The sequence below is a fragment of the Paenibacillus sp. WLX1005 genome (assembly GCF_046603685.1).
Lineage (GTDB): Bacteria > Bacillota > Bacilli > Paenibacillales > Paenibacillaceae > Saccharibacillus.
In genome coordinates, this window is record NZ_CP176756.1 from 969,045 (window position 1) to 992,283 (window position 23,239).

Here is a 23,239-nt window from a genome sequence, read left to right on the forward strand (position 1 = left end):
CGTTTGGTGATGATGGCGGAGGGGTTCCACACGTACCCATCCCGAACACGACCGTTAAGCCCTCCAGCGCCGATGGTACTTGGACCGCAGGGTCCTGGGAGAGTAGGACGTTGCCAAGCGAAATAGCAAGACTAGCCACTTCTAGGGAGTGGCGACTATTCCCTGATAGCTCAGTTGGTAGAGCACTCGACTGTTAATCGAGTTGTCACAGGTTCGAGTCCTGTTCGGGGAGCCATATGGAGAGGTGTCCGAGTTGGCCGAAGGAGCACGATTGGAAATCGTGTAGGCGTCACAAGCGTCTCGAGGGTTCGAATCCCTCTCTCTCCGCCATATGTTTTCTCTATTAATTATAAGGCCCGTTGGTCAAGGGGTTAAGACACCTCCCTTTCACGGAGGTAACAGGGGTTCGAATCCCCTACGGGTCATATCTTTACTTCAATACTCATAGTATTGATTGTACATAGAAGTTGATAGGTTTGACATTAACTTGAAAATGATGATACAATCAATCTTGTGTCCTATGGAGACTTAGCTCAGCTGGGAGAGCATCTGCCTTACAAGCAGAGGGTCGGGGGTTCGATCCCCTCAGTCTCCACCATCTAGAATTTCTTATCAACGACGCGGGGTGGAGCAGTCCGGTAGCTCGTCGGGCTCATAACCCGAAGGTCACAGGTTCAAATCCTGTCCCCGCAATGATGGAACCGTGGTGTAGGGGTTAACATGCCTGCCTGTCACGCAGGAGATCGCGGGTTCAAATCCCGTCGGTTCCGCCATTTTTATCTTGTATCTTCTCGGCTACTGGATTGAATGTAAGTAGAGAGTCGACACTGTACCATGCATCATTAAGGCTCGGTAGCTCAGTCGGTAGAGCAGAGGACTGAAAATCCTCGTGTCGGCGGTTCGATTCCGTCCCGAGCCACCATTTTTATTTACACTTGCCGGTGTAGCTCAGTTGGTAGAGCAACTGACTTGTAATCAGTAGGTCGGGGGTTCAAATCCTCTCGCCGGCACCATTTTTTCTTTCTTTTCTTACTATGGAGGCTTAGCGAAGTGGCCAAACGCAGCAGACTGTAAATCTGTTCTCTCTGAGTTCGGTGGTTCGAATCCATCAGCCTCCACCAGTTTTATAGGGGCATAGTTTAAAGGTAGAACAGCGGTCTCCAAAACCGTTAGTGTGGGTTCAATTCCTGCTGCCCCTGCCATATTATATTTTATTCACTTTTCATACTTTGGCGGTCGTGGCGAAGGGGTTAACGCATCGGACTGTGACTCCGACATTCGCGGGTTCAATTCCCGTCGATCGCCCTTTTATAGGGGATTAGCCAAGCGGTAAGGCAACGGACTTTGACTCCGTCACGCACAGGTTCGAATCCTGTATCCCCTGCCATTACTTCATTGAGCGGACGTGGCTCAGCGGTAGAGCATCGCCTTGCCAAGGCGAGGGTCGCGGGTTCGATTCCCGTCGTCCGCTCCATTTCAATTTTATATGGCGCCATAGCCAAGTGGTAAGGCACAGCTCTGCAAAAGCTTTATCCCCAGTTCGAATCTGGGTGGCGCCTCCAGTATTTTATTAAGCGCCCTTAGCTCAGCTGGATAGAGCGTTTGACTACGAATCAAAAGGCCAGGAGTTCGAATCTCTTAGGGCGCGTATCTTTTTAAATTATAAGCTCATTAGTTCATGAAGAAGTTCATGTGCTAATGAGCTTTTTTTGTTGTATTGTATTATTTTTTATTTTATATTGCATTGAAGCAGAATTGCTTTATTAACGTTCATTTTCCTATATACTCCCCGTCTAAGGTCTAGGTCAAAATACCATCCCCGGTCCATTTTGCAATGCTATCATTTTCTTTAGAATGTAGTTATAAGGCAATTGAGTATTAAGGGAGGTGAGTACAGTGAATATTAATCGGAAAAGTGTTGCAGCTGTCGGACTGATTGTCATTGGGGCATTGATTGTATTCGGAAAATTCGTTCCTGTTTTACATAGTCTGATGGGGCATTTGATCGGACTGCTCTTCCCAGTTGCATTGATTGCACTTGGTTATTATGCGCTTCAAAGTGGACGTAAAGTTCTTGGCTTCGTACTAGCAATCATCGGAGCATGTATTCTTTTCTCCAAACTTTCTTTCTTAATCGGACCAATTATTGGTATTGCTCTTGTTGTCGGTGGTGTCTATATGCTCAAGAATCGTCATCAAACGTACTAATTGCGTTCGAACGTTGAATGATGAAGTGGAATTACTAACCCGTGCACTACAGTAAGGGAGGGAGCATTTACCCATGAACATGTTCAAACGTATACGGGATATCACCGTAGCGACTTTAAATGAAAAGCTGGAACAAAGTCAGGATCCGGTTCGATTGATTGATCAGTTTTTGCTGGATACTCGTCAGGAGATTGCGGAGGCAGAGCAGCTGCATAACAGCATTTCGCATCACACACGTCAACTGAATCATCATGTGGAAAAAGCATCTGCAATGCGCCAGAAACGTGAAGAACAAGCGATGTTGGCTCTGAAAGCGGAAGAGGAAGAATTGGCACGTATGGCTTTGCAGGAAAAGGTTATGTATGAAGAAAAGGAAAACCAGTATCATGATTTGCTGGATAAAAATAAAGAAGCGCTCAACGAGATCGAGTATCAGTTGAATACGCTGAAATCGGAATATCAGATTGTGTATAGCAAACGTGAATATTATCATGCTCGCATGGAAACACTTCGTTTACAGCAGCAGATGAATCGACGTTTTGGCAATGGAGGCGGCAACATGCCTTCCTTTAATCGACTGGAAGATCGCATCTCTGATTGGGAGCTTGAAGCCAAAGCGGTACGTGATGTACGTCAGATGGACAGTTATCCATCCGGTGGTTCTGATCCCGCCAGTGCGATTGCACTTGATGCCGAGCTTGAGCGTCTGAGACGCAAGCTTGATCAGCAGCGGAAGGAGGGCTGAATATGCGACCGAAGTTGTACCGGTCGAGCAATGACCGGATGTTATCCGGATTGACGGGCGGATTGGGGCATTATTTTCAGATCAACCCGACGCTACTGCGGATACTGCTTATTCTGAGTATCCCATTCACGGGTGGAACTACGATCTTGATCTATCTGATTGCGATCTTCATCGTACCAAAAGAACCGCCTATGTATCGTCCGTTCGATTTTGGTCCGGATGCACATGATCCTCGTTTTGAACAGGATCGTTATGGTGGTGAACGTCATACGTATGGCGGGTATTGGGGAACTTCCCAGAATGCCTATGAGCCAGATAAGTATGCTGAGCCGCATAAAAGCAATACGCGTTATTTTGGCCAAAATCGCCCACCTTACGAACAGCCGGAGCCAGTCAATAAAGCAACCGCTGACTTGGACTCTATGATGAAAAATATCGAAACAAAAGCACTGCGCAAGGAAGTTGAAGAGCTTCGCAAAAAAATTGCTCAATACGAGAAGGGAGAACAATAACATGGGAGTATTTAAAAGATTGAAAGATATGACAAAGGCATCGGTAAATGAAATGCTGGATAAGGTGGAAGATCCGATTGTGATGCTGAACCAGTATCTGCGCGATATGGAAGCTGAGATTCATCAATCCGAGGTGACGGTAGCAAAACAAATGGCGAACGAGCGCCGTATGAAGCAGCGTTTGGAAGAAGCAGGTCGCATGGCAGCACAACGTGAAAGCCAAGCAACCGCAGCACTGAAAAGTGGGCAGGAAGAAGTGGCACGTCGTCTGCTGGAAGAAAAATTGTACTTTGATCAGAAGTATGTAGAATATGGCGATATGCATGCACAGGCGAAAGAGCAAGTAGCTGGTCTGATGACTCAATTGCATGAAATGAAAGACGAATTCTACAAAATGCGTAATAAACGCAATGAGCTGGTATCCCGTGCTCAAATGGCGAAAGCGAAAAAACAAATGGCGAAAGTTAGCTCCGGTGACTCTTTGAACCGTGGTAGCGCATCGCTTGGATTTAGCCGTATGGAAGAAAAAATTATGCAAATGGAAGCGGAAGCTGATGTACTGCGTGTTCCTTACAACAGCTCCGGCTATAACACTCCATATATCAATGCTGAGCAGGCTGAAAAGCAACTCAAAGTAGATGAGCAGCTGAATCTGCTGAAAAGCAAACTGGCAGGTCCATCCACACCTAAAACAATCGAATCTAGCGCACGACCTGCTGACGAATCTACGCATTGATTAGTCTCATAACATCGAATCTAATAAAAAGTATTGATGAAGACAATGATTGATATGCGTAAATTGAAGATATATTCTAGTCAGCAATATTGATTCCAATAAGTGTATACGTACCAAGTGATTACAAAGAAATATTTCGTAATACACGTAGATAATTGGAATGTTGATATGAGTTCAAGATACGTTCGTAATATGATATAGTTAGATAGGTTAAGCCATACAGCGTGTGTCTGATGCATGCAGTATGGCTTTTCCACTACATGCCTGGGATGGGCGGTAAAGGAGGGGTGACATGAACAGAAAAAGAGATGCAGCTGCGGTAGTGTTAATCGGGCTGGGAATGCTGATTTTGCTAGGACCGTTTTTTGGCTTTTTTACGATTGTCGCTCTTCTTTTGCTGCTGATCGGCGTACTTGGATTACGCAAAGGTAAAATGAAGCAGGGGTATATTTGTTTGTCGATTGGCACAGGGCTGTTGCTGTTGGATCATTTGGCATTAGTTCTAGGTATTGTGTTGATCTCGCTGGGATGGTTTTATTTCCGAGCGAACAAGGCGCACCGTGGGCAGAAGCATCATGCGAAGCAGAATTTTATCAATACGTCGCAGCATAATCGTGATCCATGGTTGATGCAAAGCAGTAGTTCGTGGCATGCCATTGGCGATATTGATTATGATTTGTCGCTGGCAATGGCTGAAGATGCGGAGACGGTGTTGTATTTTCAGGGGATTATTGGTGATCTTGATTTTACGATTCCAGAGGAGTATGGTGTGGAGATTGAAGCACATGTGCTGTTTGGGCAGATTGGGTTTGATCCGGATCGTCGGTCTGGCGTAGAGCGCAGACAGGGAGTATTGAACCGGGTGCAGTGGACATCAGCGAATTATGGCAGCAGTGTGCAGCGGGTGAAGTTGGTTGTATTTTATGTGGCAGGTGACTTGAATATTCGGTTGTCGGCATAATTAGTCTGTAGTTGTAGTTGTAGTTGTAGTTGTAGTTGTAGTTGTAGTTGTAGTTGTAGTTGTAGTTGTAGTTGTAGTTGTAGTTGTAGTTGTAGTTGTAGTTGTGTTTTGCTATAACTCGTTGGGATAGAGAGTAATGAGAGCGGATTTGTTTTCTATAATAATAGGTGGAAATGTATAGGGCTGTTTGAGTGAGATGAATGAGTTGGTTGTGATTGGATTTTGTAGAGTATGGAACAGGTGGGACGGGTGGATATTGGGAGGAGATGTTAGGATTTCTCGATTGCATCTGTCTTTTGAGTAGGAACGAATGAAGTGTGGATTGTCAGAGAAGGCTTATTTGTAACGGTGTATAGTTAATGTGCATAATGTACATTTCATATTCATGTTGGATTGTTACTGTATGTTTTATGTGGGTATACGGTTAATGGGAAGGCTATGACGAGATGCAGTTAAGCCGATGTCGGGACGGAGGGATACATAGATGACGAAACGGAAATCTGCTGACATGATTGTTCGCAGTATGAGTGAAGGGGTGCTGTTGGCAGTCCTTTTGTTGATTGTAGTGATGTATGTGCTATATACGTCCGGGCATCTCGATCTGGAGGATTCTTGGGAAGCGTGGCTGCGCACAGGCATTGCGCTATGTATTCCGGTGATGGTGATTGGGGCATTGTTTGGACTGTATCATTCACTGCGGCTCAAGATGCGGATTGATAAGCTGCGGGAGACACTGCTTATGTGGGAAAAGGGAAGCTGGTCGCAGACAGCACCAGAATGGGGCAGTGATGAGTGGACGCGGCTTGGCGAGCAAATGGATCGCATCGGTAAAAAGTGGGGCGATCAGATCTCCAGTTTGCAGCGGTTATCTACTAACAATGCACAGCTTGCCGAACAGGCGCGGGTCTCGGCGATTATTGAAGAACGGCAACGGCTGGCACGCGAATTGCACGATGCGGTATCGCAGCAGTTATTTGCGATTTCGATGACGGCGACTGCGGTGGGGCGTACATTTGACAAAGACCCAGATCGGGCGAAGCGGCAAGTGCAGTTGATCGAAGAGATGTCGTCAGTGGCGCAGTCGGAGATGCGGGCGTTGTTACTCCATTTAAGACCGGTCTATTTGGAAGGAAAACGATTATATCAGGGCATTAGCGAGCTAGTGCTTGAGTTACAAACGAAGATTCCGATGGATATTGTGCTGGATATGGATGAAGACCTTCGGCTTGTCAAAGGGGTGGAGAATCATCTATTCCGTATTGTACAGGAAGCGCTATCCAACACGCTTCGTCATGCTAAGGCGAACCGGATGGAGATTCGTATTTTGCAAAAGGTAGACGCTGTACGAGTGACGTTGCGCGATGATGGTGTAGGCTTTGATCTGGATGAAACGAAGCAGACGTCATACGGATTGTCCACAATGCGAGAGCGCGTGAACGAAGTTGGCGGTACGATTCAGTATATTACGGCACCGGGGAAAGGGACGCGGATTGAGATCGTTGTGCCGATCGTGACATTACACACAGAAGAAAGCGGGTGGGCATAATAAGATGGATAACAGTGAATTGATCAAGGTGCTGCTGGTCGATGATCATGAGATGGTGCGTATTGGTCTAGCGGCGGTGCTCGATACAGAGGATGGGATTGAGGTCGTTGGCGAGGCAAGTAATGGGAATGACGGAATCCGATTAGCGCAGGAGTATCATCCAGACGTTGTGCTGATGGATCTGGTGATGGATGGAATGGATGGGATCGAAGCGACACGTAAGGTGCTGGAAATTAATCCGAACTGTAAAGTGATCGTGCTGACCAGCTATTTGGATGACGAGAAAATGTATCCGGTCATTGAAGCAGGTGCATTTAGTTATTTGCTCAAAACATCTCGTGCAAGCGAAATTGCCGATGCGATACGTGCAGCGGTACGCGGTCAATCGGTATTAGAGTCGCAAGTTGCTTCCAAAATGATGAGCCGTTTTCGCGAACCAGCCGAGCGTGCATTGCATGAACAACTGACTGAGCGGGAGATGGATGTACTGCGTTTACTGGCACAAGGGAAATCCAATCAGGATATTGCGGATGATCTGATCATCGGGATTAAAACAGTTAAATTTCATGTGACCAATCTGCTCGCTAAGCTGGGTGTAGAGGATCGGACGCAGGCGGCGATTTATGCGTACAAAAATGGTCTGGCGGAATGATAGAATGGGTAGTTTGCTGTAAAAGCCCTATGGCTCATCCGTATTGGTAGCGAAATGAGAAGTATATCATTTTGTGATTACTTAACTGACCAACCTAAAACGCCTATCTGATATACATGAATAGAAAACCGGCACTTCGCAGTTGCCGGTTTTTTGGTACATTGGTATGCTGATTGCGTAAGCCAGCTTTTTGATTACGTAAGCGATATCAATTTTAGCTTTACAAGGTATAAGTACTTTTGATAGGTGGTCAGATGGTATGGAATCGGGTAATTATGGTAAAATACGATTGATCAAAATGGCATCATGAGCACTATCTCACCAGCGTGATTTTTGTCCAGTACAGCAGCACCTTGTTCACTCTGCGGTAAAACAAAAATTTACATAGAAAGTGGAGGAGCCATGACGGATAATCAAACTTTGGAATCATTGCAGGCGCCTAGCGCAGTATTTTTCATTTTCGGAGCTACCGGTGATCTGGCGAGTCGTAAACTATTTCCGGCGATCTACAGTTTGTATCGTGAAGGCAAGCTGGCAGAGGATTTTGCAGTCATTGGGGTCGCACGTCGTCCACGTACGAATGAGGAGTTCCGTGTGAATGTGCGGGATTCGATTGATGAATTTTGTCGATATAAAGTGCGGCAGGATGAAGATTGGGATACATTTGCGCAGCATTTTGAATATAAATCATTGGATATTAACAATGTAGACGGATTCCGCGAATTGAATGAGCAGACCGAAGCATTGGAACAGAAATATAGCATTCCGGGGAATCGACTGTTCTTCCTTGCATTGGCACCGGAATTGTTTGGTAGTGTGTCGACCAATCTGCGGGATGGCGGCATGCTGGATGCGGATGGCTGGAATCGGCTGGTCATTGAGAAGCCCTTTGGTTATGATCTAGAATCGGCACGCAAGCTGAATGGCGAGATTACGGAAGTGTTTAAAGAAGATGAGATTTTCCGGATTGATCATTATCTCGGCAAAGAGATGGTGCAGAATATTGAAGTGATTCGCTTCGGCAATGCCTTTTTCGAGCCGCTTTGGAACAATCAGCATATTGCGAATGTGCAGATTACTCTGAGTGAAACGGTGGGCGTAGAAGAGCGTGGTGGGTATTACGACCATTCCGGTGCGCTGCGCGATATGGGGCAAAATCATATGCTGCAAATGCTGGCAATGATCGCGATGGAGCCGCCAAGTCGTCTGCTGGCGGAAGACATTCATGATGAAAAGGTGAAAGTGCTGCGTTCGCTGCGTCCCTACTTAAATCCAGAGGATGTAGATCAAAATGTAGTACGTGCGCAATATACAGCTGGTCAGTCCAAAGGTAAAGAGCTACCGGGTTATCGGGAAGAAGATAAAGTTGATCCGAATTCGACAACGGAGACGTATTTTGCCGCGCGTCTGTTCGTGGACAGCTTCCGCTGGGCGGGTGTGCCTTTTTACATTCGTACTGGTAAACGTCTGCCGGTCAAAACGACAGAGATTATTGTTGAGTTCAAGCGTACGCCAACCAATGTGTATCTCGGTCAGCGTCATAATCTGGAACCGAATCTACTCGTGATCCGGGTCAATCCGATGGAAGGCATTTATGTGAAGATCAATGCCAAAAAGCCGGGCTCCGATTCTGAGATTCAGCCGCTGGCGATGGAGTTCTGCCAAAGCTGTATGATCGGTATCAATTCGCCGGAAGCATATGAGCGATTGCTGGAAGACGCAGCACAGGGCGATTCGACGTACTTTACCCGCTGGGATGAAGTAGCAGCGGCATGGAGCTTTATCGATCATATCGACAATGCGTGGAAACAGCACCCGGAAGATGTGAAAAATTATCCTGCCGGTTCATGGGGACCTGTAGAAACGCATCAACTGCTGGAGCAGGATGGCTTCCATTGGTGGCCAGTCAACGGTCAGGACGAAGATGATGTGATCTGGACGGCGAACAGTCGGTAAAAGAGGATAGACACTGCCCGCCGCATCACGTACAATAAATACAGCGATTTTTAACGATAAAACACTCTTGTGATTGCCATTCATAAGAGTGTTTTTGCTGTGGATATGGTACAATGAGAGCAGTCTATTTAAGCGATGAAGGGAACATGAACATGAGTAAAACGATAGATACACAATTGCAGCGTGAAGTCGATAAACGCAGAACGTTTGCAATTATTTCTCACCCGGATGCGGGGAAAACAACACTGACGGAAAAGCTGCTGCTATTCGGGGGCGCAATCCGTCTTGCAGGTACGGTCAAAGCGCGTAAAGCAAGCAAACACGCGACCAGTGACTGGATGGAAATTGAGAAGCAGCGCGGAATCTCGGTTACGTCTTCCGTGATGCAGTTTGACTATAATGGACACCGGATCAACATTCTGGATACTCCGGGTCACCAAGATTTCAGTGAAGATACGTATCGTACGTTGACTGCTGCCGATGCGGCTGTCATGCTGATCGACGTCGCAAAAGGTGTCGAGGCACAGACGATCAAATTATTCAAAGTCTGTGCACAACGTGGTATTCCGATCTTTACCTTTATTAACAAACTTGACCGTGAAGGTCAAAGTCCGTTCGACCTGATGGAAGAATTGGAGCAAGTGCTCGGTATTCGTTCGGTTCCAATGAACTGGCCAATCGGTATGGGACGTGAGCTATGTGGCGTATACGACCGGATGAAAACGCAGGTTGAGCTGTTCCAAGGCGATGACCATTCCACGATTGAAGTACGCAAGGTGGAAGACTACCGCGATCCACTGATCAAGGAAATGGCAGGCGAGTTTCTGTATGAGCAGCTGAGTCAGGATATTGAGCTGCTGGACGTAGCGGGCGATCCATTTGACTATGAAAAAGTGATGCGCGGCGAATTGACGCCAATCTTCTTCGGTAGTGCGATCAATAACTTTGGATTGCAGACGTTCTTGGAGAACTTCTTGGAGCTGGCACCGAAGCCGGAACCACGTCGCAGCACCGAAGGCATGATCGAACCAACGAACGAGAAATTCAGCGGATATGTATTCAAAATCCAAGCCAATATGAACCCCGCTCACCGCGACCGTATCGCATTCCTGCGTATCGTGTCTGGTAAGTTTGAGCGCGGCATGAGCGTGAAGCACGTACGTGTTGGCAAAGACATTAAGCTGGCGCAGCCGCAGCAGTTTTTGGCGCAGGATCGGGATATTGTCGAAGATGCGTATCCGGGCGATATTATCGGTTTGTTCGATCCGGGTATTTTCCGCATTGGAGATTCTCTGAGTCAGGGCGGGGGCATCGTCTTTGATGAACTGCCAACGTTCTCACCGGAAATCTTCGCCAAAGTTACAGCGAAAAACGCATTGAAATACAAGCAGTACCAAAAAGGTCTGGATCAATTGACCGAGGAAGGTACGATTCAAGTATTCAACGCAGTCAGCTTCGACGATATCATTCTTGGTGTTGTCGGTCAGCTGCAATTTGAAGTATTCGAATATCGCATGAAAAATGAGTACGGCGTAGATGTGCAATTGCAGCGTATGCCGTTCCAATTTGCTCGCTGGATCGTAGCGGACAATCTCGATCCGTCCAAATTCCGCATCAACTCGACGCTGGTGAAGGACAAAAAAGGCAACTATGTTGTTCTGTTCGAAAACGAGTATGCGATGAGAACGGCAATGGAGAAAAATCCAGATGCCCAATTCTTGCAAACGGCACCGTAAAGTATAGACAGTCTGTACAACAGACAGATGTAGAACGAGCTAAATGTGTCTGTTATGAATAGTACTTTCTGTAAAGCCAAGCAGTGTACTTTACGCATAAAAAGTATTGGTTTGGCAAATAGGTTATACAGCATACAATCGCAGATTGTCTGGCAGCATGCAGCAGTGCACTGGCCTGCCGGGCGATCTGCTTTTTATTTGAGAATAATGGTAGAAATGGTGGAGGTACAATATGGGCAGAAAGCAATATGCCGTCATCGGAATCGGACGCTTCGGTTCCAGTATTGCCAAAACGCTGAGCGAAATGGGCTTTGACGTGCTGGCAATCGATTCAGATGAACATCGCGTACAAGAAGTATCAGCGATTGTCACACAGGCAGTAGTCGCAGACTCTACAGATGAAGAAGCACTGCGTGCGATTGGACTACGCAACTTTGACGTTGTCGTTGTGGCGATCGGGGAGGATATCCAGTCGAGCATTCTGACGACCCTGATCCTCAAGGAAATGGAAATCCCGACGATTCTCGTCAAAGCGCAAAACGATCTGCATGCCAAAGTGGTGCAGCGGATCGGTGCGGACAAAGTCATTTTCCCAGAACGCGATATGGGGGTGCGGGTTGCGCATCATCTGACCTCGCCGAACGTGCTGGATTATATCGAACTGTCCGACGATTACAGCATCGTAGAGATGCTCGCATCCGAAGGCATGGTCGGTCAGAACCTGATCGAACTGAATATCCGCGCTCGCTACAGCTGCAACGTAATGGCGATCAAACGCAACAATCATATGAATATTGCACCGGCACCACAGGAACGTCTCGAACAAGACGATATCCTCGTCATCGTCGGACAAAAACATGATCTGATCAAAATGGAAATGGATATGGAGAGCTAAATGGAGATACTATCGACTCAAAATGCCCGTGTAAAAGAATGGGCGCAACTGCTGGAAAAGAAGCACCGCGACAAGCAGGAGAAGTTTATTATCGAAGGCATTCATCTTGTGAGCGAAGCGCTGCGCAGTGACTGGGATATTCAATATATCGTATATGATACAGACAAAGGCATTCCGGCAGAGCTGAGAGAGGATATCTCCACTTACTCTGGTGGTGCACAGTATGTGGCGGTGTCGCAGGCGGTGCTGGAAAAGTGTACTGATACGAAGACTCCACAGCCAGTGTTCGCGATTGTGTACAAGCGTAATGCGCTGTTGTCGACACTGTTGACGGATGAACAGGGGATTGTGATGGTATTGGATGGTGTACAGGACCCCGGTAATGTGGGGACGATTATTCGCAGTGCGGATGCGTCTGGGGCGAAAGGGATTGTACTTGGAAAAGGCTGTGCGGATCTGTATAATCCGAAGACGATTCGCTCGACGATGGGCTCGCTGTTTCATTTGCCGGTGTTGGAGAGTGATCTGACGGAGGTATTGCCAGCGGCGAGGAAGCAAGGTGCACGGTTGATTAGTACGTCGTTGCAAGGGAGTACGTCTTGTTATGAGTATGACTTCCACAGTGGGGCTTGGATTGTGATCGGGAACGAGGGGAAAGGGATTTCCGAGCAGACGGCAGCGCTTGTGGAGGAGCATGTGTTGATTCCAATGCAGGGTCAGGCGGAGTCGCTGAATGCGGCGATGGCTTCGACGGTGTTGTTGTTTGAGGCGATGCGGCAGCGGGGCTTTAACTAACTAATAATTCCTGTCCAATTTTATTTTTACCGTCCCTACTAAAATTAACTTTCCCCAAACCACCAAAGACTGGAGTCTGGTTGACGATTGTTCCAACCATTTCTCCAGTCTTTTTCTCAGATATATAATTCACCTTACTATCTAATCTTTTATTAATAATAGCTTTATCACTTTTTTGTTTGATTTTATTTTAATTTATTCTTCATGATTAAATAATTTATTTTTGGAATAGTATCATGCATTGTTTAAACATCAATATGGATTTATTCATAATTTATTCCCAATAAAGAACTAGTAGAATATTTAAGAATGCAGACAAATTATCAATTAACAAGTAAATATATCCTTTATTTAACAAAAATAATGAATCATCTTAAGATTTAAGGAAAATTCTTCGCCACCACGTAGATGAATAAGTATTCTTTGATTTTATTAAATATTGTTGTAATAGAACGTAATGAAAAATAGATAACGCCAATTCATTTCTCAAAAAAGAATAGTATTTAATTATTTCTTCTTCTAATTCATATTCAGCATCAGATACCACTTTTTTGAAGGTAACTTCATGAGAATTAAAGCCAAAATCAATTCTTAATTCTTCATTGAATTTTTTATAAGGTATTAAGAATTCTTCTTCAGTAATTTGATTATACCAAACCTTTTTTATTTTTCGAATTTTTTGATTATTCTAGACAAACTATGTGATGGGAATTTTGTATAATTCTCAATTTTTTCTTTAGAAATAAAAGACTCGCTGAAATCAATGTCTCCAGCAGATAAGTAAATATTGAGTTCAAACAACTCGTAAGTGAGCTTTTTGTTAATATCATAATATACACTTTGAAGATGTTCTTTTTTTATATTTTTTAAGATTTTACTAACAGCTTTATTTTCTTTATTAAAGCTTTTAAAATTGTTTGTATAATAGTTCTGTCTAATATGGAATTCTCTTGATGAATTTACTTGACTAATTTTGTTTTCTTTGAATTGATACTTTTTTGTTCCTGTTATTAATTCGCAAAATGAAGTAGATGCTTGGTTCATGTATCTTGATAAGTTATCTATATTTTGCTCAGCATAGTAAAGAACGATTGATAAATTCCGAATCATACTTTCTTGATATTTTATTGTTTGTTCGTATTTATATTCTTTAGTTTTTTTTATGGCAGTCCATTTAAATATTTTAGTATTAAGCCAAATTACAAATATTAAAGAGAATATAATTGTAATTAAAGTAATGAATTGATTAACCAAAGTAAGACTAATTGCTGAATTATAGTTAGCAAAATTCTTTATATAAAAATCTAAATTTAGATAATTTATTATATCTGAATAGAAATAAGCTAAGATTATTGACCATATGATTATATTAGTTACATGAGGGTATATCAAATAATGAATTATAGTTTTGATATTATTGAATATAGTTATTGGACCGAATGCCTCTGATTTTTCCATTAAATTTTCTCTTCGAAATGAAGACTTTTTAACAATTAGATTTATGTTTTTGTCTGAAAATTTTTCTAAAAGATAATAAATTTCTGAAATTTGCCTTATATTGGTAATGGTATTATTTTTACGATTTATAAGTTTGTGAAAAAGAATATAAATACGCGAAGATAAAAAAAAAGAATAAGTAGCTCATAAAAAATACGAATTATGAAAATAATTAATAATAGAAGTAAGTATATTATAAAGAGTGAAAATAAATGGCTAATAAATTGAGTAAACAAATTATGTATAGAGTGAAAATTTATTTTGCTAGAACTACTAAACAAATATAAGATTTTGTTCAGAAACCAGTCTAAAAATTTTTCAATAGATACCATCGTTTTTGCACCCCAATCTTCAAAATGAGTAATAATAAATATATCGGAAGAAATAAGCATCTATTTAATATATTGATTTCAAAGGAGAATACCAATGACCTTACCAATAGAACTCCAAAATATTTTCCTTCACAGACAAAAATCATACAAAATGGTTCTCATCCTCGTACTCATCGACGAGATGCGCGCCACTCGCGAACGGGAAGTTTCGATGACGCGGATTAAGGAGCGCTTTTTGGAATATTTTCAGAAGCGGGAAGCGCGTAGTATGCCCGTGGATGCGCCGCCGTCGCGGATTGCGTTTCGGTGGGCGGATATGCCGGTGAAGCGGGTGCAGTATGTGGTAGATACGCCGATTGATGCGTTGTCATCGATTCTCGACTATCCCAGTTCCGGCTACACGATCGGCTTCAAGCCGGAGCTGTACAGTCAGCTAAATCCGGCGGTGTTGGATGAACTGTACCATTATACTCTTGATGAACTCGACACGTACTATGCTCCACCACAGTCTGACTTTTCGCTACGGGAGGACTTGCTCAACATCATCGGCAACTATCTGCTTGCCAAGCAGCAGCCATTGACCGGACATCCGCTTGCGAAATATGTACGTAAGGAGATTCCACAGCATTTACGTTCGTTACCATTTGTGCATAATCATTTTAAGGTACAGGGATCGGTGGGCAGTGGCAGCAATTGGGCGACCATTCCTTGGATTGCGGTGATGTATCCACAGTTGACGGATACGATCCAGCGTGGGGTGTATGTGGCGTATTTGTTTTCTGCGGATATGAAGCGGCTCTATTTGACGCTCAATCAAGGGTTGAATGAAGTGCGTAGTCATCTGGGACGCAGTGAGAGTCAGACGTATTTGCAAGAACGGGCGCGGGTGATTCGGGAGAAGTTGCCAGCGGGGCGAATGAAGCTCTCGGATGATATTGATCTTGGGGACGGGCGGCTCGGAGACGATTACCAGACGTCGACGATTGCTTATTTTGCGTATGATACGGAGCGTTTGCCAGACAATGAACAGCTGGTAACGGATCTGTGGGATGCGATGGATAGTTATATGTTTTACATCGAGAGCACAGCGATTACGCTGAATACGGTGTGGACGACGCAGGTGCAGGAGGATGATGGTGGTGATGTATATACGCCGCGGCTGCGCGACCGGGATGTATCTGGTGTGCTGGAGCAGGTGCATGAGCATATAGCAGGAAATGGGTTTTATTTTCCAGAGCAGCTTACGTATAACTTCTATTTGTCGCTGAAAACGCGACCTTTTGTTATTTTGGCGGGCATTTCAGGAACGGGCAAGACGCGGCTTGTGCGGCTGTTTGCGGAAGCGGTTGGAGCGACGGCGGAGAATGGTCAGTTTACGCTCATTCCAGTGCGCCCGGATTGGAGTGATCCGGCGGAGTTGATCGGGTACCGTGATCTGTCGGGTATGTTTCAGCCGGGACCGTTGACACTGGTCATTCGCGAGGCTTCGCGTCCAGAGAATCGGAAGAAGCCTTATTTTGTCTGTCTGGATGAGATGAATTTGGCGCGGGTGGAGCATTATTTTAGCGATATGATGAGCTTGCTGGAAACGCAGAAATGGCGGCAGGAGAGTGAGCATTTGTATTCGTCGCCGGAGCGATGGCAGGAGTATGTGTACAGCGATGGTCAGGAACATGCGTACAGCGATGGTTCTGAGTATATGCAAAAGCATAAAGATGGCAATGTTGATGCTGGTGGAAGATCGTATCCAGGTCGTACGGATTACGGTGTTGATGCAACCGTGCATACGGATGCAGATACGAAGCGAAGTGAGAGAGTGCAGCCGGAGCCGGTGAATGGACAGAATGCAGCGGAACGTTCTGATTTGACGGCTGGGAAGCATGGACATGTTGCTGATGATGAATATCGATTAGTAGATGGGCATGATGATCATTGGGATGGGGCTGAGTCTAGGTCTCGTTCGGATTGGGAAAATAAGAGTCCAACGCGTATGAATAAGGATGGATCTGGTTATCCGGGTAACATGGAAGAGGAGACAGAGCAAGATTCCATTCACATGCGCAGCCGCTCAGCAAATACAACATCTGGTCATAATGGAGTATCGCATAGCAGTAAGATATCCAACAGCGATAGGATACCAAATAATAATACGATATCCAACATCAGTAGAGCACCTAGCGGCAGAGCTTCCAATAGCGAAGGACCTTTTGGTAATAGCAATTCGGCAAATGGTAACAATGTCGATAGTGTGTGGCAACAGCAATCCTCCGCTACCAAAGGAGAGCGTCGAATCGTTACTGATCCGCTGATTGCCGCCGGGATGCTGCAATTGGAAGAGGATCGTGTGATGTACGGGCATCTTGGTATACCGGACAATGTGTATATTGTTGGTACAGTGAATATGGACGAGACGACGTATCCATTTAGCAAACGGGTGCTGGATCGGGCGAATACGATTGAGTTTCACCATATTGATCTGATGCAGTTACCAGATGATGCAGCGGATCACGCGCAGAGTGTGGAAGTTGTGCCGGTGGAGCAGGGATTTTTGCGTAGTGATTATTTGCAGTTGAAGGATGCCATTGGGGAATACCGGGAACTGGTAGTGCGTACGACGGAGCGACTGGTGCAGGTGAATGCAGTATTAGAGAGCATTCATGCGCATGTGGGGTACCGGATTCGGGATGCGGTTTGCTTTTATGCGGTGTACAATGAGCGCTTTGGGCTGATGAGTGAGGAAGAAGCATTCGATCTACAATTGCTGCAAAAGATTTTGCCGCGTATTCAAGGTAGTCAGATGGCGGTGCGGCGGGCATTAGTGCGTTTACTGGAATGGTGTCTGAAGGGCAATGTGCGTGTGCCGTCGCCGCTGGAGGATGATGAGAATTTCTGGGATAGCTGGGAAACAGGGAATACACCGCCGGAAGCGGATTATCCAGACAGTGCGCGTAAGCTAGTGTATATGATCCGTCGCTTGGATGAGGATGGATTTACGTCGTATTGGGTGCATTGATGAATAACGCGTGAACATACACATACCGAAGGAGGTGTCATGATGAACCCGGAACAGACGGTGCGGCTTCTAGAGGTGGGAACGAATATTGGTACTCTGTACATCGAGGGGCGACCGTATCATCCGTCGGTGGAGACATTGGAGTTACACCGGGAGCAGGGGAAGTGGATGGACGCGCATCTGAAATGTATATCGCTGTCGCCGGATGTACAGGTGCATGATGTCAATGTGTTTTCGCCGCTGGAAGGACGGCTGGTGGAATGGAATTTGCATACGCTGGTGTTGCCTTGTTTTTATGAGCAGCAAAATTATGAGTTTGTGTACGAAAAAGCAGACGGAATAGTGCAGCGTGTACACTTTTATCATGAGAATCGGTATTTGCGGGAAGCGGTTAGTGAGAAAGGAAATCGAGTGCTGTCCGGGCTGCTGAATTTCCGCAATGAAGTGGGGTTTAGTGAACTAGAGCTGCGCGCGGGTAACCAGCGTTTGTTGTCGCTGGAGCTAGAAGTGTTTCCATCCAAAATCGATTACCGTGACGATTACGCCATGCTGCTACAAGATGTGAATCGGCAGGTGTACAATCTGAGCTTTGACTTTCTAAAACGGACGTATCAGTCGGTGTCGCTGCGTAGTAGTGAGCGGCAGAGTCTGACGGAATTTTTCTCGATTATCTCGCATTTGTTTGAGCAAATGGAGCGGGCGATGGAGCGGATTGGCAGACAACCGCATCACCGGATGGAGAAGGAACTGGAGATGCGTAAGGCGGCACTTGCCAAGCGTCCGGGGCGGCGGAACAGCGATTACCTTGCCAAGCATCCGCAGTATTTGGAACATGTACGGGAGGACAGAACAAGGGCGAATAGTGGAAGTGTAAACGACAATAGAGGAATTCATAGCAGTCATCCGATTACTCCTGCTCGCGGTACAATTCAGATCGGCGGCGAAGCATATCGTCCGACACGGCTGCTGGATACGGTCAAGCATCTGTCGTACGATACGGCAGAGAATCGGTTGCTGCGCTGGATGTTGGAGCGGATCATGGGCAAACTGGTGCAATTGCGAGATCAGTATGTGCAGCTGAGCAAGCCGAGCAATTTCCGTAGTCGCAGCTACGACGAGCATTTTGCGATGCAGGTGAATCAGATGATGCGGCGGATGGAGCGAATGCTGGATGCGGAATGGTTGCAAGCGTTAACTCCGATGCGCAGTATGAGCATTAGTCTGGTCATGCAGATGGCGCCGGGGTATCGGGAGATGTACCGATATTATCTGACCTTGCTCAAAGGCTTGTCGATCCAGAGTGATGTCCTGCGATTATCGATGAAAGAAATCTCCGAGCTGTATGAATACTGGTGCTTTCTCAAGCTGAACGAGCTGATGGCGAGCAAATACCAATTGGTGCAGCAAGACGTAATCCGGCTCAACCATGCGGGATTGTTCGTCACACTGGACACGGGTAAACAGTCGCGTATGCAGTATCGTCATCCGCGTACTGGAGAAATCTTCGTGCTGTACTACAACCGTTCATCGCAGCAGCGTTGGTTGCCGACATTACCGCAGCGACCGGACAATGTGCTATCGCTGCGCAAGCTGGATGCGGGATTGGAAAAGGAGTATAGCTTTATTTTCGATGCCAAGTACAAGCTGGATGTAGCGGAGCCGGGATCGGAATATCATCGGCGGTATAAGTTCCCGGGACCGCAGGAAGACGATATAAATACGATGCATCGGTACCGGGATGCGATTGTACATCTGGCAGAGGATCATACTGCGGAAGATGTGACTTCGCGGTATGAACGCAGTATGTACGGAGCGTATGTGTTGTTTCCATATGGGAATGAGCAGCAGTACAAGCAGCACCATTTTTATCAAAGTGTTCGTAAAATCAATGTCGGTGCATTGCCATTTCTACCGAATGCGACGTCGCTAGTCGAGCAGTTTCTGGATGAGCTGATTGCGGATAGTCCGGAAAAGGCATACGAGCGGGCAACGGTGCCGCAACGCACAGACGAGTATTATACGGATGTTATGCAGCAGCGTCAGCGCAATATGCTGGTTGGATCGGTGCGTGGATCAGAGCAGGTGGAATTGGCGTTGGAACACCGATTTTACCATGTGCCGTTACGTAATCTGGGTGATGTACAGCAGGTCACTTCGCTGGAATATGTAGCGATGTACCAGTCGAAGCGATTGTTTGGCGCAGAGCTGGCGGGGATTCGGTACTATGGACGGGTGACAGGCTGGCAGATTGTACAGCGCAGACAGATTGCCGAATTGCCGCGTGACGAGAAGCGGGATGAGCAGTTGTATGTCAAATTCACGGTGGATGCGTGGCAGCAGTTGGAGCAAGCAATTATGCCAGGTGGACAAGGCATTTATACGCTGCTGTATACGAGCAAGTATATGTTCGACCGGGCATGGGAGCTGGCGGAGCTGCGATTGGATAGTGAGCAACAGCTGCGTGAATGGCGGGAGAAGCGTCGGCAAGGTCGGGTCAAAGTAACGCTGGATCAGCATTATGTGGATCAGGCGGAGCAGGTGCTGGATATTGACGTACAGCCGCAGCCGTTAGACCGGAAATGATGATAATTGAGTCTCTGTCCAGTAAATTCGCAAAGGTAAAATAATCGAAAAAGCGAAATAGATCATGCGTATACAGGTTATTGCTGTTCACAGAATAGGATACTTCATCCCGTATGATGACATCTTATACCTGATTTACATGAACCAGCATGATTTTGAACGAATGGTGACAGATGCTTCGTATCGGTCATTTTGCTCCAACTCTATCCTTTCAAATTGTAACCACAATATCCTTACCGCGTAGTAAAGGTAATTAAATATTATCGTTATTGGCGGTGGAGGGATAAGATGAAGTATTTTTTCGGTAAAGGGCGTATCATTCGGTGGATTGAAGTTATTGTCGTCTGGATCGTGCTCGCGCGGATCTTTGGCGTGATGTCGCATATGGCGTTTTTCGGTGTTGCTCTGATGGCGCAATTGCTCATGTATCAGATGTACGAACAGCAAAAGGACAGCAAGGGCGATACGCGCCTCAAGCGCTTTTGGCTGGCAGGTTTGACCGGATTCGTAACATTGGCGAGCGCGGTCAGTGCATTGTGGGCGGAATATGACGCTTGGTGGTTCAAGGCATTCATGATCTTGTTCTGGCTGTTTTGCAGCTATGGAGCAGTTCGCATGTATCGGGAAACGAAAAAGTCGCAACCTGCTGTTGTAGCAATAGGGCGAGTAAAATAACTATTTTTGTAGTAGAGACCAAGTGACGTCTGTTGACATGTATAAAGTTGATGTATACTTTACGGCAATTTTGACGATTCAAACGTCCATATTGATAATGTATGCGAAACAGTAGCGAAGAAGTCGCAGAGTAACACAGTACAAGGAAACCGGCTGAGACATGAGCCGGTTTCTTTGTATGTGTACACAGGAAATCTGGCGCTGTTTGGCAAAGTGTTTCCGTTATCTGCAAGATCTACAACCGCTATGTTAAAATGATGGCAACAGATATTTCATTACGATTGTAGGCAAGGATGGAGGGAGTGCAGCATATGAATATTGCGTATTTGATCTTGCAAGGGGTAGGAATGATCTTCATTGTGATCGCGATTTTTGTAGTGATCACATTGATTCGTCTATGGCGCCGCAATAACAGCCGTTGAAGCTTCCCGGCAAACCGGGACTTTTCGTTACATGATCCGCTGAGTTAACCAATACAAGAGCAAAGATAGCTAGCGAGCCCTCTTGAAAGTGCCAAAACGCGTTGTAAGGGGCTAGTTTGCACATGATTCCCTTTTCCCACGTTCTGGAACTTTATATTCATTTTATGGTAAAAATATATTAATTTGGTTATAAAATGGATATACTGACGAAGGCAACAAAAGATACTGCATAATCACCCGTTGCACATTCGCGAAATACAGCAACCACGTCAGCCTGCAAGATGTGCGAAACGGGAAAACCATGCAAAGGGGAATGGGAATCATGTGGAGAAACAAAGTCAAGAAATGGACAGCAGGAGCGGCAACGGTAGTACTTGCCTTTTCGCTCACAGCAGGCTCATGGTCGGCACCAGCGTATGCGGCAACAACACCTGTTCAGCAGCATGGACAGCTGAAGATTTCAGGCGGTAAGCTGGTCGATGCTAGCGGCAAAGTAGTGCAACTGCGCGGGATTAGCTCGCACGGTCTGCAATGGTATGGCAATTACGTAAACAAGGATACGATGAAATGGTTGCGTGATGACTGGGGCATCTCTGTGTTCCGAGTAGCGATGTATACAGCCGAGAACGGATACATTTCCAATCCGGCAGTAGCGAATAAGGTCAAGGAAGCCGTCGCTGCGGCGAAGGAGCTGGGTGTGTATATTATCATCGACTGGCATATTCTGTCGGACGGCGATCCGAACATTTACAAAACACAGGCGAAAAGCTTTTTCAGTGAAATGGCAGGATCGTATGGCAGTCTGCCAAATGTCATATATGAGATTGCCAATGAGCCGAATGGGAATGTGAACTGGAACGGGCAGATTCGTCCTTACGCGCTGGATGTAACACAAAGTATTCGCGCAAAAGACCCGGATAATGTGATCATCGTCGGTACAGGTACATGGAGTCAGGATATTCACGATGCAGCCGACAACCAGCTGCCAGATGCGAATACGATGTACGCGCTACATTTCTACGCAGGTACACACGGGCAATCGCTACGTGACCGGATCGATTATGCACGCGGCAAAGGAGCGGCTATTTTCGTAAGTGAGTGGGGAACAAGTGATGCGTCTGGCAGTGGCGGACCGTTCCTGACCGAATCGAAGACATGGATCGACTTCCTCAACAGCCGTAATATTAGCTGGGTAAACTGGTCGCTGTCGGATAAAGGCGAAGCGTCCGCTGCGCTGGCTTCGGGAGCAAGCGCAACGGGCGGATGGACGGATGCCAATCTGACCGCTTCGGGTAAATTTGTCAAACAGCAAATCAAAGCGGGCAGCACCAGCACAGATGGTGGCAGTACAACAACACCAGGAACGGGCAATGGTGGTGGAACGACTACTCCTGATCCGGGTACAGGCGGAGGCAGTACAACGCCAACTCAGCCCGGAACGCCTTCGACTGGCACTGGATCGTTGGTATTGCAATTCCGTAGCGGAGATAACAATCCGTCTGACAACGCGATTCGTCCCGTGTTCAATATTCAGAATACCGGCAGTACAGCGGTCAAGCTGAGTGATCTGAAGGTACGGTATTATTTTAACAATGATGGCAAATCCGGCGACCAGACGTATATCGATTGGGCGAAAGTCGGAGCATCCAATGTAAGCACCATATCGAAAGCATTGACAGGAAAAACACAGGCGAACCGGTATGTAGAATTCTCATTTGGTAGCGGTGCAGGTAATATTGCGGCTGGCGGACAAAGCGGCGAAGTACAGGCACGCATTCATCCGGCAGACTGGAGTAACTTTAATGAGACGAACGATTACTCGTACAACAATGGCAGTACGACATTTGCCAAGTGGAGTAAAGTGACTGTGTATCAGCAAGGTAAGCTGGTATGGGGCACGGAGCCGAAGTAAGTGGATGTTGCGTGATGATTATGAGCATATGATCATTTAAAAATGAAAATGAGCATCCCAAGA

Annotated in this window: 16 protein-coding genes, 15 tRNA genes and 1 rRNA gene; 31 read left to right on the forward strand and 1 reads right to left on the reverse strand. The window is 46.1% G+C overall.

Features of this window, described 5'->3' with window-relative positions; all coding sequences use genetic code 11:
* Positions 1–2: 2 nt before the first annotated feature.
* The 27 genes from rrf (at position 3) to ACE3MZ_RS04340 (ending at position 12,742) form a co-directional block, all read left to right on the forward strand.
* A 5S ribosomal RNA gene (gene rrf, locus ACE3MZ_RS04210) occupies positions 3–119 on the forward strand.
* Between the two features lie 40 nt (positions 120–159).
* Positions 160–235, forward strand: a tRNA-Asn gene (locus tag ACE3MZ_RS04215).
* A gap of 3 nt (positions 236–238) precedes the next feature.
* Positions 239–330: transfer RNA gene (locus tag ACE3MZ_RS04220), tRNA-Ser, on the forward strand.
* Positions 331–353: 23 nt separating this feature from the next.
* Positions 354–425: transfer RNA gene (locus ACE3MZ_RS04225), tRNA-Glu, on the forward strand.
* Between the two features lie 97 nt (positions 426–522).
* Positions 523–598 (forward strand) — tRNA-Val (locus ACE3MZ_RS04230).
* Positions 599–619: 21 nt separating this feature from the next.
* Positions 620–693 (forward strand) — tRNA-Met (locus ACE3MZ_RS04235).
* A 4-nt stretch (positions 694–697) separates the two neighbouring features.
* Positions 698–773, forward strand: a tRNA-Asp gene (locus ACE3MZ_RS04240).
* Positions 774–846: 73 nt separating this feature from the next.
* Positions 847–922, forward strand: a tRNA-Phe gene (locus tag ACE3MZ_RS04245).
* Between the two features lie 15 nt (positions 923–937).
* Positions 938–1,013, forward strand: a tRNA-Thr gene (locus ACE3MZ_RS04250).
* Between the two features lie 23 nt (positions 1,014–1,036).
* Positions 1,037–1,121, forward strand: a tRNA-Tyr gene (locus tag ACE3MZ_RS04255).
* Between the two features lie 7 nt (positions 1,122–1,128).
* A tRNA-Trp gene (locus ACE3MZ_RS04260) sits at positions 1,129–1,202 on the forward strand.
* A gap of 30 nt (positions 1,203–1,232) precedes the next feature.
* Positions 1,233–1,305: transfer RNA gene (locus ACE3MZ_RS04265), tRNA-His, on the forward strand.
* A 7-nt stretch (positions 1,306–1,312) separates the two neighbouring features.
* Positions 1,313–1,387: transfer RNA gene (locus ACE3MZ_RS04270), tRNA-Gln, on the forward strand.
* 12 nt (positions 1,388–1,399) lie between these two features.
* Positions 1,400–1,474 (forward strand) — tRNA-Gly (locus ACE3MZ_RS04275).
* Positions 1,475–1,488: 14 nt separating this feature from the next.
* Positions 1,489–1,562, forward strand: a tRNA-Cys gene (locus ACE3MZ_RS04280).
* A 12-nt stretch (positions 1,563–1,574) separates the two neighbouring features.
* Positions 1,575–1,648 (forward strand) — tRNA-Arg (locus tag ACE3MZ_RS04285).
* 248 nt (positions 1,649–1,896) lie between these two features.
* The gene (locus tag ACE3MZ_RS04290; protein ID WP_411345252.1) at positions 1,897–2,208 is read left to right on the forward strand and encodes a hypothetical protein; all 312 of its coding nucleotides are present in this window, start codon (positions 1,897–1,899) and stop codon (positions 2,206–2,208) included.
* 73 nt (positions 2,209–2,281) lie between these two features.
* Positions 2,282–2,953 carry a PspA/IM30 family protein gene (locus tag ACE3MZ_RS04295; RefSeq protein WP_411345253.1) on the forward strand — a complete coding sequence of 224 codons (672 nt, stop codon included), beginning with the start codon at positions 2,282–2,284 and terminating at the stop codon, positions 2,951–2,953.
* Positions 2,954–2,955: 2 nt separating this feature from the next.
* Positions 2,956–3,465, forward strand: a complete 510-nt coding sequence (locus tag ACE3MZ_RS04300) for a PspC domain-containing protein (RefSeq protein ID WP_411345254.1) — start codon at positions 2,956–2,958, stop codon at positions 3,463–3,465.
* A 1-nt stretch (position 3,466) separates the two neighbouring features.
* Positions 3,467–4,201, forward strand: a complete 735-nt coding sequence (locus tag ACE3MZ_RS04305) for a PspA/IM30 family protein (RefSeq protein ID WP_411345255.1) — start codon at positions 3,467–3,469, stop codon at positions 4,199–4,201.
* A 292-nt stretch (positions 4,202–4,493) separates the two neighbouring features.
* On the forward strand, positions 4,494–5,162 hold the full coding sequence (liaF, locus tag ACE3MZ_RS04310) for a cell wall-active antibiotics response protein LiaF (protein ID WP_411345256.1): 669 nt from the start codon (positions 4,494–4,496) through the stop codon (positions 5,160–5,162).
* Between the two features lie 484 nt (positions 5,163–5,646).
* Positions 5,647–6,708 (forward strand): sensor histidine kinase, encoded by a 1,062-nt coding sequence (locus ACE3MZ_RS04315; protein WP_411345257.1) that lies wholly within the window; start codon positions 5,647–5,649, stop codon positions 6,706–6,708.
* A gap of 4 nt (positions 6,709–6,712) precedes the next feature.
* The gene (locus tag ACE3MZ_RS04320; RefSeq protein ID WP_367053761.1) at positions 6,713–7,360 is read left to right on the forward strand and encodes a response regulator transcription factor; all 648 of its coding nucleotides are present in this window, start codon (positions 6,713–6,715) and stop codon (positions 7,358–7,360) included.
* A 402-nt stretch (positions 7,361–7,762) separates the two neighbouring features.
* Positions 7,763–9,316, forward strand: coding sequence for a glucose-6-phosphate dehydrogenase (gene zwf, locus ACE3MZ_RS04325; RefSeq protein WP_411345258.1), 1,554 nt, complete (start codon positions 7,763–7,765; stop codon positions 9,314–9,316).
* A 152-nt stretch (positions 9,317–9,468) separates the two neighbouring features.
* Complete coding sequence (locus tag ACE3MZ_RS04330) at positions 9,469–11,052, forward strand: peptide chain release factor 3 (RefSeq protein WP_411345259.1); 1,584 nt, start codon at positions 9,469–9,471, stop codon at positions 11,050–11,052.
* Positions 11,053–11,284: 232 nt separating this feature from the next.
* Positions 11,285–11,947, forward strand: coding sequence for a potassium channel family protein (locus tag ACE3MZ_RS04335; protein ID WP_411345260.1), 663 nt, complete (start codon positions 11,285–11,287; stop codon positions 11,945–11,947).
* The gene (locus ACE3MZ_RS04340) at positions 11,948–12,742 is read left to right on the forward strand and encodes a TrmH family RNA methyltransferase (RefSeq protein WP_411345261.1); all 795 of its coding nucleotides are present in this window, start codon (positions 11,948–11,950) and stop codon (positions 12,740–12,742) included.
* 663 nt (positions 12,743–13,405) lie between these two features.
* Here ACE3MZ_RS04340 and ACE3MZ_RS04345 read toward each other — a convergent pair.
* Positions 13,406–14,200 carry a hypothetical protein gene (locus ACE3MZ_RS04345; RefSeq protein WP_411345262.1) on the reverse strand — a complete coding sequence of 265 codons (795 nt, stop codon included), beginning with the start codon at positions 14,198–14,200 and terminating at the stop codon, positions 13,406–13,408.
* A 465-nt stretch (positions 14,201–14,665) separates the two neighbouring features.
* Between ACE3MZ_RS04345 and ACE3MZ_RS04350 the strand changes: the two genes are divergently transcribed.
* The 4 genes from ACE3MZ_RS04350 (at position 14,666) to ACE3MZ_RS04365 (ending at position 23,176) form a co-directional block, all read left to right on the forward strand.
* Positions 14,666–17,584, forward strand: coding sequence for an MrcB family domain-containing protein (locus ACE3MZ_RS04350; RefSeq protein WP_411345263.1), 2,919 nt, complete (start codon positions 14,666–14,668; stop codon positions 17,582–17,584).
* Positions 17,585–17,623: 39 nt separating this feature from the next.
* Positions 17,624–20,167: a DUF2357 domain-containing protein gene (locus tag ACE3MZ_RS04355; protein WP_411345264.1), complete on the forward strand. Its 2,544-nt coding sequence runs from the start codon at positions 17,624–17,626 to the stop codon at positions 20,165–20,167.
* Positions 20,168–20,455: 288 nt separating this feature from the next.
* Positions 20,456–20,842 carry a hypothetical protein gene (locus tag ACE3MZ_RS04360; RefSeq protein WP_411345265.1) on the forward strand — a complete coding sequence of 129 codons (387 nt, stop codon included), beginning with the start codon at positions 20,456–20,458 and terminating at the stop codon, positions 20,840–20,842.
* A 744-nt stretch (positions 20,843–21,586) separates the two neighbouring features.
* Complete coding sequence (locus ACE3MZ_RS04365) at positions 21,587–23,176, forward strand: cellulase family glycosylhydrolase (protein ID WP_411345266.1); 1,590 nt, start codon at positions 21,587–21,589, stop codon at positions 23,174–23,176.
* The last annotated feature ends 63 nt before the right edge of the window (positions 23,177–23,239 follow it).